The following is a 15,055-nucleotide window of genomic DNA, read 5'->3' as shown; positions in this document are numbered from 1 at the left end:
GATTCACTTATGTTGTGCCGGTGCGCATAAACCCGATCACAAAATCAGTAATCGCGGGGATGTCATCAATAGGCAGGATCGGCTGTTTCACGCCCATTAAAGTGTCGGTATCCGTCGCAATTGCGATGACATTGTCATCACTGTTCGCCAACAGCGGCTTTTCCGTGGCGGTGCGGTGGACTTCCAGTTTTGGATGGGTGCCAAATTTCCACCCTTCCACCAGGACCAGATCGACATCGCTCAATTTGCCAACCAGATCGTCCAGGCTGGGCTCTACGTCGCCGCGGTGTTCATGCATCAACGCCCAGCGATTGGCAGAGGAGATCAGGACCTCCGTCGCACCAGCATGGCGGTGCTGATAGGAATCTTTGCCCGGCGTATCGACATCAAAATTGTGGTGCGCGTGTTTGATGGTTGAAACGCGCAATCCCCGTGCGGTCAGCGCCGGAATCAATTTGGTCACCAGGGTTGTCTTGCCAGAGCCGCTATAGCCCGCGATGCCCAGAAGGCGCATGTTTGTGCATCCCCCTGCTGGTCAGTCTGTCATGTGTTTCAGACCGGCCCGAAGATAGTCAAAGCCGGTGACAACCGTCAGCCCGGCTGCGAGCCAGATCAGAATTTCACCAATCAGGACGCTTGGGATTATCGCCGGGCTGGCAGTGCCGACAATCAGGAATCCCAGGGCGAAAATTTGAATGGTTGTCTTCCATTTCGCCAGGCTTGAGACCGGCATGCCGACCCGCAGCTCCGCCAGAAATTCCCGCAGGCCTGATACCGTGATTTCGCGGATAAGAATGATCAGCCCCGGCAGGATCGCCCAGCCGGACAAGCCACCCGATGCGACCAGCATGAAGATCACGGCGGCGATCAGCAATTTGTCGGCAATCGGGTCCAGAAACCGCCCCAGCTTGGACACCTGACCCGTAGAGCGTGCAAGATATCCATCAAAGAAATCCGTGATGCCCGCTGCGGAAAACAGACCAAAGGCCGTCCAATGCGCCCAATAGGCATCGACATAAATAAATGCTGCAATCGGAACGATGGCGACGATGCGAAACAGGGTCAATAAATTGGGCAGGTTGAACAGCATGGAACCGGCGGGTCCTTCCCGGAAATAGCAAGTAAGACTTACTACCCTTCCGGGGACTGTCGCGCAATCATAAGCATCCAGCATTCAACCACTTACATAAAACTGTATGGATCTATGTCGACCTGGATGCGCACACTGGTGGGGGGCTTTACCCGGCCCAACCAATCACTGACGGCCTTCTGGATGCTGATTTTGCGGTCGGTTTTCATCAGCAGGCGACGGCGATAGCGACCCCGCAACAGGGCCAAAGGTGGCGCGGCAGGACCCAGGACGCGCAGGCCTTCTGCCTGTGGTGCGGTGCGTGCCAGATCGGCGGCGACCCGCTCCACCTGGCCCTCATCCTCTCCTGACACGATTAACGCGGCCAGCCTGCCATAGGGGGGCCAGGTCTGTTGGCGACGCATGTCTGCCTCTGCGGCATAGAATCCATTCCGGTCATTATGCGCAATCGCTTGCAATACGGAGGCTGTGGGATTGGCGGTCTGCAGCAGGACCCGTCCGGCATGACCGGCACGGCCCGCCCGTCCGGCGACCTGACTTAGCATCTGAAAGGTGCGCTCAGCCGCACGCAGATCACCGCCTGCCAGCCCCAGATCCGCATCCACCACACCAACCAGGGTCAGCAGGGGAAAGTGATAGCCCTTGGCAACGATCTGGGTTCCGATGATCAGGTTGATCTCGCCACTGGTGATGCGATCCACAAAGGCAGCGGCGGCCAAGGGGCCTTGCAGCGTGTCGGACGTGACAATCTCAATTCGGGCCTCTGGCAGCAGGGCGCTGGCCTCTTCAAACAAGCGTTCGACACCGGGGCCGCAAGCAACCAGGCTGCCGGTATCTTCACAGGAGGGGCAGATTTCCGGGGTCTTCATCATATAGCCGCAATGATGACATTCCAGCCGACGGCCAAAGCGATGTTCGACCAGCCAGGCATCGCACATCGGGCATTCTATCCTGTGCCCGCAGGTGCGACACAAAGTCAGCGGTGCATAGCCCCGACGGTTCAGGAACAGCAAGGCCTGCTCCCCCCGCGCCAGGGTTTCTTCCAGCGCATCCTGCAGCGGGGGCGATATCCATCTCTGGCGCGGCGGCGGTGTCTTGCGCAGGTCGATGATTTCTATGTCGGGCAGGCTGGCAGTGCCATGGCGGTCCGTCAGATGCAGGCTTTGATATCGGCCTGCCTCCACATTCGCCAAAGTCTCCAGGCTGGGTGTTGCAGAGGCAAGTACGATGGGACATTCAAAGATCTGCGCCCGCAGGACGGCCATATCCCGGGCGTGATAGATCACGCCTTCTTCCTGCTTGAAGGACCCGTCATGCTCCTCATCGACGACGATCAGGCCCAGATCGCGAAAGGGCAGATGCAGGGCGGATCGGGCCCCGACCATGATCCGGACGCGATCTTCTGCCACGGCGCGCCAGGTGCGGCGGCGGGTGCCGGGCGACAGGTCTGAATGCCATTCGGCTGGGCGGACGCCGAACCGCTCTTGAAATCGCTCAAGCCATTGTGCGGACAGGGCGATTTCGGGCAGCAGAACCAGTACGGTCTGATCTGCTGCGAGGGCGGTCGCGATGGCTTCAAAATAAACTTCCGTCTTGCCGGACCCGGTAATGCCGTCCAGCAAGGTCACAGAGAATGTATCGGCCTTTACCGCCTGACACAGGGCAACGGCGGCCTTCGCCTGATCAGGTGATAAGTCCGGCCCCTGCTTTGCAGGATCTGGGACATCGAAGGCTTCCCGATCCGGCAGGCGCAAGGGCAGCAGGCCGCCGGCATCGGCCAGGCCGCGAATGACACCGGGGGTGACGCCGGCTTCCCGCGCCAGGTCGCTGGCAGACAAAGCCGGGCTGTTCTGGGCAACCTGCATGACGCGGCGCCTGGCACCGGTCAGGCGCAAATCCCCCGGCACGGGGTCTGCGGCGGTATAGACCGTGCGCACGGGGGGTGGCTCCAGAGATTTTGGGGAACTCATCGCCATGCGCAGCACGCTGCCGGGCGGGGCCAGGGTATAGGCTGCGATGCGTTCCACAAACTGGCGCGACGCATCGGGCAGGGGCGGGACGGGCAGCACGGCCTCAATCTGGCGCAGCTTCGATTCGGGCACACCGTCTGGATCGGGCGGGTCATCCCAGACAATCCCGATGATGCGACGCCCCCCCAAGGGGACCTCGACAAAATCGCCAAAGTCCACGGACATCCCGTCTGGAACGCCATAGTCATAGCCCCCCGCCAGCGGCAGCGGCAATAGGACCTTGACCCGACGGGCGGGAGGGAACAAAGACTGGGTTTCAGGCAGCGTGTTTCGGCTCATACTCCCCTGTCCTCTAATCGACGGGTGTTTGATCCAAGACGCTTAGGAAAGCGGTTTACATCCGCGAATCGGGGCATCATCCCCACAGATATAGGGCTCCATCGCCGCCCCGACAGAGCGGGCAGCAGGCGGTGGGGTCGGAGCGAGGCGAACATGAAATTTTTCATCGATACGGCAGACATTGAAGAGATTCGCGATTTGGCCTCAACAGGCTTGGTGGATGGGGTGACAACCAACCCGTCCCTGATCGCCAAAAGTGGGCGCAATTTCCTGGAAGTGGTAGCGGAAATCTGTGACGTCGTCGATGGTCCCGTTTCTGCGGAATGTGTCGCGCTGGATTTCGAAACCATGCTGAAGGAAGGCCGCAAGCTGTCCAAGATCGCCGATAACATCGCGGTCAAGGTGCCCTTAACGGAAGCTGGATTGAAGACCTGCAAGGCGCTCAGTGATGATGGTATCATGGTCAATGTCACGCTGTGTTTCTCCGCTGCTCAGGCGCTGCTGGCGGCAAAGGCCGGGGCGACATTCATCTCCCCCTTCGTTGGCCGGTTGGATGATATCGGTCAGGACGGTATGGACCTGATCGCCGATGTCGTCACGATTTATGAAAATTACGATTTCGCCACCGAAGTCCTGGTCGCCTCCATTCGCCATCCCGTGCATGTGGTTCAGGCCGCAAAGATGGGGGCTGGCGTTGCAACCTTGCCACCGAAAGTACTGCGTCAATTGTTTGGCCACCCGCTGACCGATAAAGGTCTGGATGGCTTTATGAAAGACTGGGCAGCCACCGGCCAGAGCATTCTGTAGGTTTCATCCTGGCCCTGATCGTTTGGGGCCGTTTGTCGAAGGAGGTCTAAGACTATGAAAGCGTCTCCCGGCAGTCAGCCCGTCCCGGCGTCGATTGAAGCAAAGGATGTCGTCTCCTTCCTGCGCGACAATCCGGGTTTTTTGAACGAACATCCTGATCTGATGTCCGAACTGGACCCGCCCACACGCTCAGTGGGGAAGGGGGTTTCAGATTTTCAGAATGCCATGATCCGTCGCTTGCGGGACCGGATTGAAGAAACCACGGATGTCGCACGGGAATTGATCGATACCAGCCGTGAAAATCTGAACAGCCAGGCGCGGGTCCATGAATGTGTCCTGCGTCTGCTGGCGGCGAATTCCTTCGAACAATTGATCAATCTGATCCAAACCGATGTTGCGGTCGTGCTGGATATGGATGTCGTTGCGCTGGCCGTGGAATCCGAAAATGCGGAAGATTTCCCGGTGCGCAGTGTCACGCTGGTGCCGCCGGGCTTCGTCAATCGCCTGATGGGCCCGGATAAGGAAATGTTGTTGCGGGCGCATATTTCCGGCGACCCGGATCTGTTTGATGGGGCTGCAACGCTGGTGCAAAGCGATGCTTTGGTGCGGCTGCACATTTCATCGGCCTCCCCAGCGGCGCTGTTGGCGTTCGGGCATCGGGATCCAGAGAAATTCCATCCCGGTCAGGCGACGGAGCTGATTTGCTTCCTGTCTGCGGTTCTGGCGCAGTTGGTTCGAATCTGGCTAGACTTACCGGAATAGGTGGGACCAGACTGGTCCGACCGATATATTTGGTGGGGTCATGCCAGAAGATCGATTTGACCTGTCTAACCATCCCATTGCTGGCGATGGTGCGGTGGCAAGTGCTTTCCGCGCGTTTCTGGGCTGGTTGGCGGATGAAAAGCGCTATAGCCCGAAAACGGTTATCGCCTATCAGCGGGATTTATCTGATTTTCTGATGTTCCTGTCGGATCATTTGGGCGAACCGCCGACGCTGGACGATCTGTCAAATCTGCAATTGCTGGATTTCCGCGCCTGGCTGACATCTTTGGCGCGGGCAGATATTAAGGACGTGTCGCGGGCGCGCAAGCTGTCGGCCCTGCGCAGCTTCTTTCACTATCTGCGTAAGCGCAAGCTGGCTGAAAATGACCGCATCAGCCTGATCAAGTCGCCGAAACTGCCCCATTCCATTCCAAAACCGCTGACTGTGCCAGATGCGCAATTATTGCTGGAATCGGCGGGGGATCACGAAAGCCAGCCCTGGTTGGCGAAACGGAACATCGCCTTGCTGACCCTGCTGTATGGCTGTGGCTTGCGGATTGCAGAAGCCCTGTCCCTGCGGGAACGGGATGCCCCCACAACCGAATCCATGAAAGTGTTGGGAAAAGGGAACAAGGAACGCTTCGTCCCGGTACTTCCCGTAGTTCGGGAGGCGATTGCGGATTATCTGGCAATCAGCCCCTATGCGGGTGATCCGGATGGGCCCTTGTTCAGGGGTGTTCGGGGTGGTGTGTTAAATCAGGATTCCGCGCGAAAGCCTATTCGGTTGCTGCGTGTTGCGCTGGGCCTGCCGGATACGGCCACACCGCATGCCTTGCGGCACAGTTTCGCCACCCATCTTTTGTCCGCAGGGGGCGATTTGCGGGCCATACAGGAACTTCTGGGCCATGCATCGTTGAGCACCACACAGCGCTATACACAGGTTGATACCGCCCGATTAATGGCCGAATACGCAAAGGCGCATCCCAGGGCGCGCTAAACTGTGTCGAGGTCATTTACAGGTCCGGTACCCCTTGGTATACCCATCTCGCGTAACCGAATGTGACGTCCGATAATGTCTTTCGATATGGGGTGACTTTTAAGAGAGACAGGGGAATTCGCGTTCGGTAATTCATTTTTGAGAGTGGGGGAAGGCCTAGTCCAGCGAGACAAAGCCCCTCTTAGCGCGCCAGGGAAATGCTATCTCATGAAGATTCTCGCCGGCAATTCAAACAAGCCGCTTGCCGAGGCGATCACAGCCTATCTGAACGTCCCCTTAACCAAAGCTTCTATCCGACGGTTTTCCGATATGGAAATCTTCGTGGAGATTTTGGAGAATGTTCGGGGGGAAGACGTTTTCGTCATTCAGTCGACGAATTATCCCACCAATGACAACCTGATGGAATTATTGGTGATGATCGACGCGCTAAGGCGTGGTTCGGCGCGGCGGGTGACAGCGGTCATTCCTTACTATGGATATGCCAGACAGGATCGAAAGACCGGCCCTCGCACGCCGATTTCGGCGAAGCTGGTCGCCAACCTGATTGAAACGGCGGGTGCCAACCGGGTCTTAACGCTTGATTTGCACGCCGGTCAGATCCAGGGTTTCTTTGAAGTGCCCACCGATAATCTCTTCGCGCTGCCGGTCCTGCATAAGGATTTGACGGAAACCCTGAAGGGTAAGGGCGAATTGATGGTCGTATCGCCCGATGTTGGCGGTGTGGTTCGGGCGCGCGCGCTGGCAAAGCGTCTGGAATGCGATCTGGCGATCATTGATAAGCGCCGCGAAAAGGCCGGTGTTTCCGAAGTGATGAATATCATCGGGGAACCACGCGGGCGGACCTGTATCCTGATCGATGATATCGTCGATTCCGCAGGCACCCTGTGCAATGCGGCCCAGGCGCTGATGGATGCCGGGGCGACGTCTGTTCATGGCGTTGTGACCCATGGTGTTCTGTCTGGTGGGGCAGTGGCGCGGGTTGCGGCCTCTCCCATGGAACAGTTGGTGATTACCGATTCGATCCAGGCAACAGAAGCGGTCCGGGTCAGCCATAATGTGCGCCAGGTTACCATTGCGCCCCTGTTGGCGGAGGCGATTAAGCGGATTTACGAAGAAAAATCGGTTTCCAGTCTGTTCGATTAAGTGTACAAGACGCCGCTTTTCGAGGTCGACCCCGCAATTTTGGGTGTCGGCGTCGAAATCTTTGGTCCTGCTGGGACCCCAGCCGACACCCCTGGAGGTCGGTCGCCGGGACGAGGGCGTTTCGGTGGAGAGTACCAATTGTAAGGAGAAACAAGATGGCTGAAGAAGCGATCTTCCCCGCGAAAATGCGGGATCGGGCAGGTAAGGGGGCAGCCCGCGCAGTCCGTCGTGAAGGACTGGTGCCCGGCGTCATTTATGGCGACGGCAAAGACCCTCAAACAATCAGCATCGACCCACGCTTGATCATGAAGCAGCTTCAGATCGGCGCGCTGTTCAACACGATTTATACGATCGATGTTGAAGGTGGGAAAAAGGAAAAGGCGCTGCCCCGTGATGTGCAGTTCCATCCGGTTTCTGATGCGCCATTGCACATTGACTTCATGCGCCTGAAGAAGGGCTCGAAGATCAACGTCAACATTCCGGTCCACTTCATCAATGAAGACAAATGCCCGGGTATCGACGAGGGTGGTGTTCTGACAGTTCAGCGCGACGAAGTCGAATTGCTGTGCCCGGTGGAAGACATTCCGCACGAAGTGATCTGCGATCTGACCGGTTATGAAATCGGTGCGACGATCCGCATTTCCATGGTTCAACTGCCGGAAGGCACCGAACCTGTTATCCAGGACCGTGACTTCGTTGTCGCGTCCATCGCTGATCCGGTGATCTCTGAAGCCGTGGACGAGGACGAAGAAGACGAAGACGCAGTTGACGGCGAAGAGGAAGAGGGTGAAGGCGATTCTGAAGAAGAATCGGAAGAGTAATCCTCCTGCCCTTTAAGCAGAAAGGTGGCGTCCCATGCGTCTCGTTGTAGGGCTCGGCAATCCCGGACCGAAATACGAGGGGAACCGCCACAATGTTGGATTTATGGCGGTGGACGAGATTGTCCGCCGCCATTCCTTTAGCGCCTGGCGCAGTCGGTTTCAGGGTCTTGTCTCTGAAGGTGACTGCGCGGGCGAAAAGGTACTGATCCTCAAGCCCGCCACTTTTATGAATGAAAGCGGTCGTGCAGTGGGCGAAGCGATGCGGTTCTTTAAACTGCAGCCTGCGGATGTCACCGTTATCTACGACGAATTGGATCTGGCCCCGACCAAGGTCAAAATGAAACAGGGCGGCGGTAATGGCGGCCATAACGGGCTGAAATCCATTGATGCCCATATTGGTGTGGACTATTGGCGGCTGCGCATCGGCATTGGTCATCCAGGCGACAAGTCCAGGGTGATCGGTCATGTTCTGTCTGATTTTGCCAAGGTGGAACAGCCAGAATTTCAGCGCCTGTTGGAAGGAATTTCGGATCGATTTGATCTGCTGGCGGCTGGCAAGGCGTCGGACTTTATGTCCAAACTGGCAATGGACCTTAAGCCTGCCGCAGCAGAAAAGAAGCCGGTCAAGACTGACCCGCCTGTCGTAACCCCTCCCGCAGTGAAGGCGGAACCGACGTCGGAACAACAGGGCGGTCTTGCGGCCCAAATGAAGCGCTGGTTATCCGGCGATGCGAAGAAAAACTGACTGTTTTTATTTTCTGAAGGAGCGTCCCTGTCATGGGTTTTAATTGCGGTATCGTCGGGCTTCCGAATGTTGGGAAATCCACCTTGTTCAACGCCTTGACCCAGACTCAGGCGGCGCAGGCGGCAAACTTCCCCTTTTGCACGATTGAACCCAATGTGGGCCGTGTTGCGGTGCCTGATCCGCGCCTGGAGAAGCTGGCCGTGATCGCCAAGTCTGCCAAAATCATCCCGACTCAGTTGGAATTCGTTGATATTGCAGGCCTTGTTAAGGGGGCGTCCAAAGGCGAAGGGCTGGGGAACAAATTCCTGGGCACGATCCGCGAAGTGGACGCGATTTGTCACGTTCTGCGCTGTTTCGACAGCGGCGATATCACCCATGTGGAAGGCTCTGTCGATCCGATCCGTGATGCGGAAATCGTGGAGACGGAACTGATGCTGTCGGATATGGAAAGCCTGGAACGCCGCATTGTCCCGCTGGAAAAAAAGGCAAAATCCGGTGACAAGGATGCCAAGGCAGATGTTGACCTGATGTCCAAAGCCCTGGACCTGCTGCGCGATGGCAAGCCCGCGCGACTGGTGGAATTAAGCAAGGATGAGGTTACCCCGTTCAAACGTCTGAACCTGATCACGTCCAAGCCTGTCGTCTATATCTGCAATGTTGAAGAAGACAATGCCGCGACGGGTAACGCCCATTCCGCAAAGGTCTTTGAGAAGGCAGCCGCGGAAAAGGCCCAGGCTGTGGTGATTTCTGCCGCCATTGAAGCAGAGGTCGCGCAGCTGGAAACCGATGAAGAACGCAAGGAATTCCTGGATTCTCTGGGCCTGGAAGAAACCGGTCTGACCCAGGTCATTCGTGCCGGATATGCGCTGTTGGATCAGATCACATTCTTCACCATTGGCCCGAAAGAGGCGCGCGCCTGGACGGTGTTCCGGGGCGCTAAAGGACCCCAGGCCGCCGGTGCCATCCATACGGATTTTGAGCGGGGATTCATTGCGGCCGAAACCATCGCTTATGACGATTACATCGCTGTGGGTGGCGAACAGGGCGCAAAAGAAACCGGCAAATTGCGCCTGGAAGGCCGCGACTATCTGGTCCAGGACGGCGACGTCTTCCACTTCCGCTTCAATGTCTAATTGCCTGTGTCTATTGGTGCCAACAATGCGGGGCGGGATTGAAACCAGTCCCGAATGAAGTCGATCAGCAGCCGGTTCTTTAGGGGCAGATGACCCTGATAGGGATAGACGATATAGATCGGGCTGGTGGGCGTTCTATAGCTCGTCAGGGCCAGTTCCAGCCGTCCCTTTTGCAATTCAGGCTCCAGAATATAACGGGGCAGCAAGGCGACGCCCAAACCAGATATCGCCGCATCGCGGATCAGGGGATAATGGTTCAGGCGGATCGGACCGGTGACCTTCACCGCGATGGGGTCCGCATCGGCATAAAAAATCCATTCCCCCAGTTTGTGCAGATGAAAATTCACGATACAGGGATGGTCTGCCAGATCTAATGGTGTGCGGGGTTTAGAGCAGGTTTCCCAATAGTGTGGCGCCGCGCAGATATGTTCCGAGAACTGGCCAATTGGCAGTGCGACTTGATCTGGGTCTTCTGTCAGGCCCTTCCGGATTGCGATATCCAGTTTGGCAGACTTCATGTCCTGAAACTTGTTTTCCATCTCCAATTCAATGGTGATGCCAGGATGGATGGTCTGGAACTGGGTTAATATTTCATGCAGGAAGACCTCCCCGAAAGAGATGGGAACGGTCATGCGCACCAGACCTTCAGGCCGCGTGTAAAGGGCGGAGACATCTTCAAATGCCGTTTGCACCGTACCAATGATGCGTTGGCAATAGGGCAGGAATTGTGCCCCTGCCTCAGTCAATTCAATACGCCGGGTAGAGCGAAACAGCAATTGCGCCCCCAAAGCTTCCTCCAGCCGTTTCACATGCTGGCTGATCAGGCCTTTCGACAGAGTCAGCTTTCGGGCGGCTGCCGTAAATCCGCCCTGTTCTGCAACAGCGGCAAAACTTAACATTTCCATGACATATTGCGTCATTGTTTACACCATTAAACAATAAGTTCTGAATATACCATCTTATCAGTCCAAGCATTGCATGCCCATATATTCCTCATCAAACACGCATTGTAAGGATACAGACATTATGAAGATCTTAATCGTTGGTGCCTCTGGCACTTTGGGTAAGGCTGCTGCTGAGGAGTTGGGAGCCCGTCACGATATCATTCGTGCGTCGCGCAGCGGGTTGGATATCGCCATCGACATTGGGGATGCGGCCAGTATTCAGGCTGCCTATAAAAAACTGGGCACAGTCGATGCTGTTGTCTCTGCTGTGGGTAATGTCCATTTCGGTGATTTGGCTGACATGGATGAGGAGAAATATCGCATCGGCATCGACAACAAGCTGATAGGCCAGGTCAATCTGGTGCTGATCGGCAGGCATTATGTCAGCGACACAGCCTCCTTCACCTTGACCACAGGGATATTAAGCAAAGACCCAATCCGCTATGGCAGTTCCGCGTCTATGGTGAATGGGGCGGTGGATGCCTTTGTTCGGGCAGCCGCCATTGAAATGCCAGCCAAACAGCGGATCAACTCTGTCAGTCCCGGCGTGATCGTGGAATCGATGGAAGGTTATGGACCGTACTTCCGGGGACACAATCCAGTCCCGGCAGCCCGCGCTGCCTTGGGCTATGCCAAAAGTGTTGAAGGACTGCAGACTGGACAGGTTTTTGAGATCTTTTAGTGTGGTGCGCGGTTATTTGGGATCGACCAGGACGCTGTTTGCGGTGCTCCGGTTAGGAGCGTTTCGCGAAGCGATGCGGGGCATCGCAAGCGGAAGGCGACGCGGCCCGGAGCGCCGCAAACAGCGCCTTTGGTCCCTTTATCGGCCCGTCGGACGGCGTCGAGAGCGTTTGACGATGAACCACATCGCCTGCACGCTCTCTTCTAGCCGACAGGCCGATAAAGAGATCCTGGTGATTCCAAATAACCGCGCACCACACTAGCGCTTGGTTTCGCGCTGAAGCGCCCATTTCACCGACGCCCCTTCAGGGCCTGTGACGCCTGTCAACAGGATCTGCTGGGTGCGTTTGGTGTCTTGCGGGCCGCCCAGATAAATGCTGTCGGCCAGCGACATTTCCGCACCGCTGACCCGCAATCGCCAACCGCTGCCCGATGGGGTTTTCAGCAGAGCGGCAGAATGATTCGACAATAGCGAGACCTGGACCTTCGGGTGCAGGTGGAAGCGCAGGGTGAATGTCCGCCCCTCCGTTCCTTCCAGCCGGTCCTCTCCGCGCAGATCGGTGCCTTCTGGTGCCAGATACAGGCGGCGGCGATGGGTGACGCCAAAGGGCTTCAGATAGCCATCATGGGACATGTCGATCCAGACAGCCCCGTCAGTCTCGTTCCGCTCTACCACTGTGCTGGCGCGGCGTCTGCCGATGCGCCCATCATTGCTGATTTCATCGGCATTGGTATCTTCAACGCCAACGGTAGAATGCGCCGCCGTGCTGCGTTGCGCTTTGGCCCAGTCCCCATCAATGACCTTGGACGCGCCGCAATTGACGATTAAGCGTTCCGCCCCATAACTGACTTCCATTGCCAGGGGGGCGGCGTGGGCGTGGCTGTCATAGGGGGCACCAGGCGGCGCACCCGCATCGACAATGACGTTCAGTTTACCGGAAACCAACCGTTCAAACCCGCCATGAGGACAGCGCGTGGGGGCGCGCCCCTTTGCATCGGCGCGGCCCAGAACGCCATCAATATCCGCGGATATCCCTTCGCGCGTATCATGGAACAGGGCCAGCCCGCCATCGCCATGTCGGAAAAACCGCAAGACCGGGGCCATTCGGTCAATGGCGGTCACCAGACAGATGGGCACTTCGGCCTGTAGCTCGCTGAACAACTCGCGTAGGCCCACCAGGTCGCGCATAACCTCGAACTGAAGGCGGGGGCTGCGGGTCGCATGACAGCCATCGGGCAGGATGGAATAGGTCAATTCCCGCTCCATCAGGCCGACGGCCCTGGACAGGCGGGGATGAAAGGCGGGGACCATCAGACTGGCCTGAACCAGACCCAATATAGCGGTCAATCGTTCTTCACCATCTCCCTCTGCCCCGGCGATCATATCCAGATGTCGAACCTGTCGCCCCAGTGAGTTCAGGATTTCCGGACCCAGCGTGCCGGACTCTCCCCCGATCAGCATGCTCCAATGATTAAGCCAGGCCCGCACGCGCCGCCCGGTTACGGCAGCAGACCAGGCAATGCGATCAGCGCCCGGCTTCTTCGTGGCGTCCCAGTCCAGCCATAGACCAACCAGGGCCTGAGCACTGCGGGAGGAGTCATCGCCGCTGCCGCCAGCCGCCGCCAGGTCACGCAGCCAGCTAAAGCCATGCGCCTCGCGCAGCCATCCCGGAGGGGCGTCGGCGGCCTCCCATGGGGAGCCTTGCGGGGTTTGGGTCGTGCCTGCAAAAATATAGCGCCCGGACGCAATCGCACGCCCCAATGCGGGATCGCCCGACCACGGATCGGCAATGCTGCGACTGGGCGCGCCGGGGCGGGGGCCAGACAGCAGATATCGATACAGCCCCATAACGCGCGCCAATCGTGCGAGGATATAGCGCAATTCCTGACCAATCAGGCTGGGTGAATGGGCGACCGGTTCCATAGGGGTATTCGGCCTTTCAGTTACTGTCTTCACACGCCGCGAAGGCGACGGATATTATCGGCATAGGCATCGGGGCCGCCCTTGAATGTGGCGGTGCCGGCGACCAGCACGTCGGCTCCGGCGGCAATCGCCTGTGGGGCCGTTTCAAAATTGATCCCGCCATCCACTTCCAGGTCGATATCGCGCCCGGTGGCGTCAATGATTTTTCGCAGTGTGGCGATTTTGTCCAATTGGGACATGATGAAACTCTGGCCCCCAAAGCCTGGATTGACGGACATCACCAGGATCAGATCCACCAGATCCATTACCGGTTCTACGACCGATACCGGGGTAGCCGGGTTCAGAACCACCCCTGCCTTTTTGCCCAGCGCACGGATGCTTTGCAGCGTGCGATGCAGATGCGGACCGGATTCTGGATGCACACTTAAAATATCCGCACCGGCCTTTGCGAAGTCTTCGATATAGGGATCAACGGGCGAAATCATCAGATGCACATCGAAAATCTTTTTGCTGTGGGCGCGCAGGGCGGCCACAACGCCAGGACCAATGGTGATATTGGGCACAAAATGGCCGTCCATGACATCAACATGGATGAAATCCGCCCCGGCGGCATCAATTGCTGCAATCTCTGCACCAAGCGCCGCAAAATCGGCGGATAGAATGGAAGGCGCGATGCGGCACGGTTTCTGAGTCACGGCATGACCTTTGGACAGGGGAATATCTTCCTTACCTAGTCTCAGATTCGCCGTTTCGCAACACACAGCGCCCAAAACCAGTTAATCTGGCAGCGGATATTGGATTAATGTCAGAATGTTGTCGTCTGTATCGAAGAAATAGGCCAGTGCCCCACCCCAGGGCTGTAACTCCGGGCGACCGTCAAATCGCACCTTTTTGTCGGAAAGGGCGGCATAAGCAGCGCGGATATCCGCCACGGCGAAGGATATTCCCGTCAGGCGCCCAACCAGTTCAATCGCTTCATCCTCGTCCTGAGGGTCAATTGCTTCCAGCATCAGCTTGGTTTCGCCATTGGCAAAAATCGCCATGGTTTCGTCACTGATTGCCAGCTTCATTTCCAGGGCATCGCGATAAAAGGCAATCGCTTTGGGCAGATCCGTTGTGAAGACACGAATTGTATCAATCGGTCCGAGCATGGCACTCTCCTTATATCGGCAGAATGGGCGGTTGTATTTGACACATCCGGTAGGGTTGGACAACGATCCAGGGACCGAAACAGGGCAGGGAGGCGAAAATGAAAGCGGTGACTTTAACGCAAGCACGGGTGATCCTTACCCAGGCCATGGCGGCCCCCCGATCAGGACCTGAACGCCGCGTCGCCATCGCCGTTGTGGATGCTGGTGGTCATCTGCTGGCGCTGGAGCGGGAAGAGGATGCCCCCGCCCTGCTGGCACATATCGCCCAGGCCAAGGCACAGACCTGCATCAGCTATGGCAAACCGACCAAGACCATGATGGCCCTGGCAGAAGAATTCCCGACCTGGTTTGATGGCATCAGCCGTGTTTCCATGGAGCGCATGGGCCTGCCCCTGATCGCGACCAAGGGCGGCGTTTTCATGCGTGACCCAGCCGGCAACACCGTCGGTGCCGTCGGCGTCGCCGGAGAGGCCGGAGAGTATGACGAGGCCCTGGCGATTGCCGGTATCCTGGCTGCAGGCTTTGTCCCGGATGCGGGGGATTAGAGG

General features: G+C 57.5%; 16 protein-coding genes. 9 read left to right on the top strand and 7 right to left on the bottom strand.

The features are described from left to right. Window positions 1-7: 7 nt before the first annotated feature. From mobB to ACOSDR_RS14895, 3 genes are all read right to left on the bottom strand, one after another. Complete coding sequence (gene mobB / locus ACOSDR_RS14905; protein WP_420725522.1) at window positions 8-514, bottom strand: molybdopterin-guanine dinucleotide biosynthesis protein B; 507 nt, start codon at window positions 512-514, stop codon at window positions 8-10. Window positions 515-535: 21 nt separating this feature from the next. Beyond that, complete coding sequence (gene pgsA / locus ACOSDR_RS14900; protein ID WP_420725523.1) at window positions 536-1,090, bottom strand: CDP-diacylglycerol--glycerol-3-phosphate 3-phosphatidyltransferase; 555 nt, start codon at window positions 1,088-1,090, stop codon at window positions 536-538. 92 nt (window positions 1,091-1,182) lie between these two features. After that, window positions 1,183-3,399, bottom strand: a complete 2,217-nt coding sequence (locus ACOSDR_RS14895) for a primosomal protein N' (protein ID WP_420725524.1) — start codon at window positions 3,397-3,399, stop codon at window positions 1,183-1,185. A gap of 153 nt (window positions 3,400-3,552) precedes the next feature. Here ACOSDR_RS14895 and fsa point away from each other — a divergent pair, with 153 nt between their 5' ends. The 7 genes from fsa to ychF all read left to right on the top strand — a co-directional run bounded on the left by fsa (window position 3,553) and on the right by ychF (window position 9,807). Continuing rightward, entirely contained in the window at window positions 3,553-4,206 is a 654-nt protein-coding gene (gene fsa, locus ACOSDR_RS14890; protein ID WP_420725525.1) for a fructose-6-phosphate aldolase, read from the top strand. A gap of 54 nt (window positions 4,207-4,260) precedes the next feature. Continuing rightward, window positions 4,261-4,968, top strand: coding sequence for a DUF484 family protein (locus ACOSDR_RS14885; protein ID WP_420731768.1), 708 nt, complete (start codon window positions 4,261-4,263; stop codon window positions 4,966-4,968). Between the two features lie 40 nt (window positions 4,969-5,008). Then, a complete protein-coding gene (locus ACOSDR_RS14880) occupies window positions 5,009-5,965 on the top strand; it encodes a tyrosine recombinase XerC (protein ID WP_420731767.1) in 957 nt (318 codons plus the stop codon). 207 nt (window positions 5,966-6,172) lie between these two features. After that, the gene (locus tag ACOSDR_RS14875) at window positions 6,173-7,108 is read left to right on the top strand and encodes a ribose-phosphate pyrophosphokinase (protein WP_420725528.1); all 936 of its coding nucleotides are present in this window, start codon (window positions 6,173-6,175) and stop codon (window positions 7,106-7,108) included. A 155-nt stretch (window positions 7,109-7,263) separates the two neighbouring features. Further along, a complete protein-coding gene (locus ACOSDR_RS14870; protein ID WP_420725529.1) occupies window positions 7,264-7,929 on the top strand; it encodes a 50S ribosomal protein L25/general stress protein Ctc in 666 nt (221 codons plus the stop codon). A 34-nt stretch (window positions 7,930-7,963) separates the two neighbouring features. Further along, complete coding sequence (pth, locus tag ACOSDR_RS14865) at window positions 7,964-8,674, top strand: aminoacyl-tRNA hydrolase (RefSeq protein ID WP_420731766.1); 711 nt, start codon at window positions 7,964-7,966, stop codon at window positions 8,672-8,674. Window positions 8,675-8,706: 32 nt separating this feature from the next. Continuing rightward, the gene (ychF, locus tag ACOSDR_RS14860) at window positions 8,707-9,807 is read left to right on the top strand and encodes a redox-regulated ATPase YchF (RefSeq protein ID WP_420731765.1); all 1,101 of its coding nucleotides are present in this window, start codon (window positions 8,707-8,709) and stop codon (window positions 9,805-9,807) included. Here the strand turns inward: ychF and ACOSDR_RS14855 are convergent. After that, window positions 9,804-10,727, bottom strand: coding sequence for a LysR family transcriptional regulator (locus tag ACOSDR_RS14855; RefSeq protein ID WP_420725532.1), 924 nt, complete (start codon window positions 10,725-10,727; stop codon window positions 9,804-9,806). The genes ychF and ACOSDR_RS14855 overlap by 4 nt on opposite strands. A 106-nt stretch (window positions 10,728-10,833) precedes the next feature. On the opposite strand from ACOSDR_RS14855, the gene ACOSDR_RS14850 reads away from it, so the two are divergent. Next, complete coding sequence (locus ACOSDR_RS14850) at window positions 10,834-11,433, top strand: short chain dehydrogenase (RefSeq protein WP_420731764.1); 600 nt, start codon at window positions 10,834-10,836, stop codon at window positions 11,431-11,433. A 258-nt stretch (window positions 11,434-11,691) separates the two neighbouring features. Here ACOSDR_RS14850 and ACOSDR_RS14845 read toward each other — a convergent pair whose 3' ends face one another. The 3 genes from ACOSDR_RS14845 to ACOSDR_RS14835 all read right to left on the bottom strand — a co-directional run bounded on the left by ACOSDR_RS14845 (window position 11,692) and on the right by ACOSDR_RS14835 (window position 14,507). Then, window positions 11,692-13,356 carry a heparinase II/III family protein gene (locus tag ACOSDR_RS14845; protein ID WP_420731763.1) on the bottom strand — a complete coding sequence of 555 codons (1,665 nt, stop codon included), beginning with the start codon at window positions 13,354-13,356 and terminating at the stop codon, window positions 11,692-11,694. A gap of 29 nt (window positions 13,357-13,385) precedes the next feature. Then, a complete protein-coding gene (gene rpe, locus ACOSDR_RS14840; protein WP_420725535.1) occupies window positions 13,386-14,051 on the bottom strand; it encodes a ribulose-phosphate 3-epimerase in 666 nt (221 codons plus the stop codon). A gap of 81 nt (window positions 14,052-14,132) precedes the next feature. Continuing rightward, window positions 14,133-14,507 carry a VOC family protein gene (locus ACOSDR_RS14835; RefSeq protein WP_420725536.1) on the bottom strand — a complete coding sequence of 125 codons (375 nt, stop codon included), beginning with the start codon at window positions 14,505-14,507 and terminating at the stop codon, window positions 14,133-14,135. A gap of 98 nt (window positions 14,508-14,605) precedes the next feature. On the opposite strand from ACOSDR_RS14835, the gene ACOSDR_RS14830 reads away from it, so the two are divergent. Continuing rightward, complete coding sequence (locus ACOSDR_RS14830; protein WP_420725537.1) at window positions 14,606-15,052, top strand: GlcG/HbpS family heme-binding protein; 447 nt, start codon at window positions 14,606-14,608, stop codon at window positions 15,050-15,052. The last annotated feature ends 3 nt before the right edge of the window (window positions 15,053-15,055 follow it).

This window comes from Hwanghaeella sp. 1Z406, from assembly GCF_048892425.1.
Classification (GTDB): Bacteria; Pseudomonadota; Alphaproteobacteria; order UBA8366; family Aestuariispiraceae; genus Pacificispira.
The sequence above is the reverse complement of the archived record's forward strand: the minus strand, read 5'-3'. Positions and strand labels throughout refer to the sequence as shown.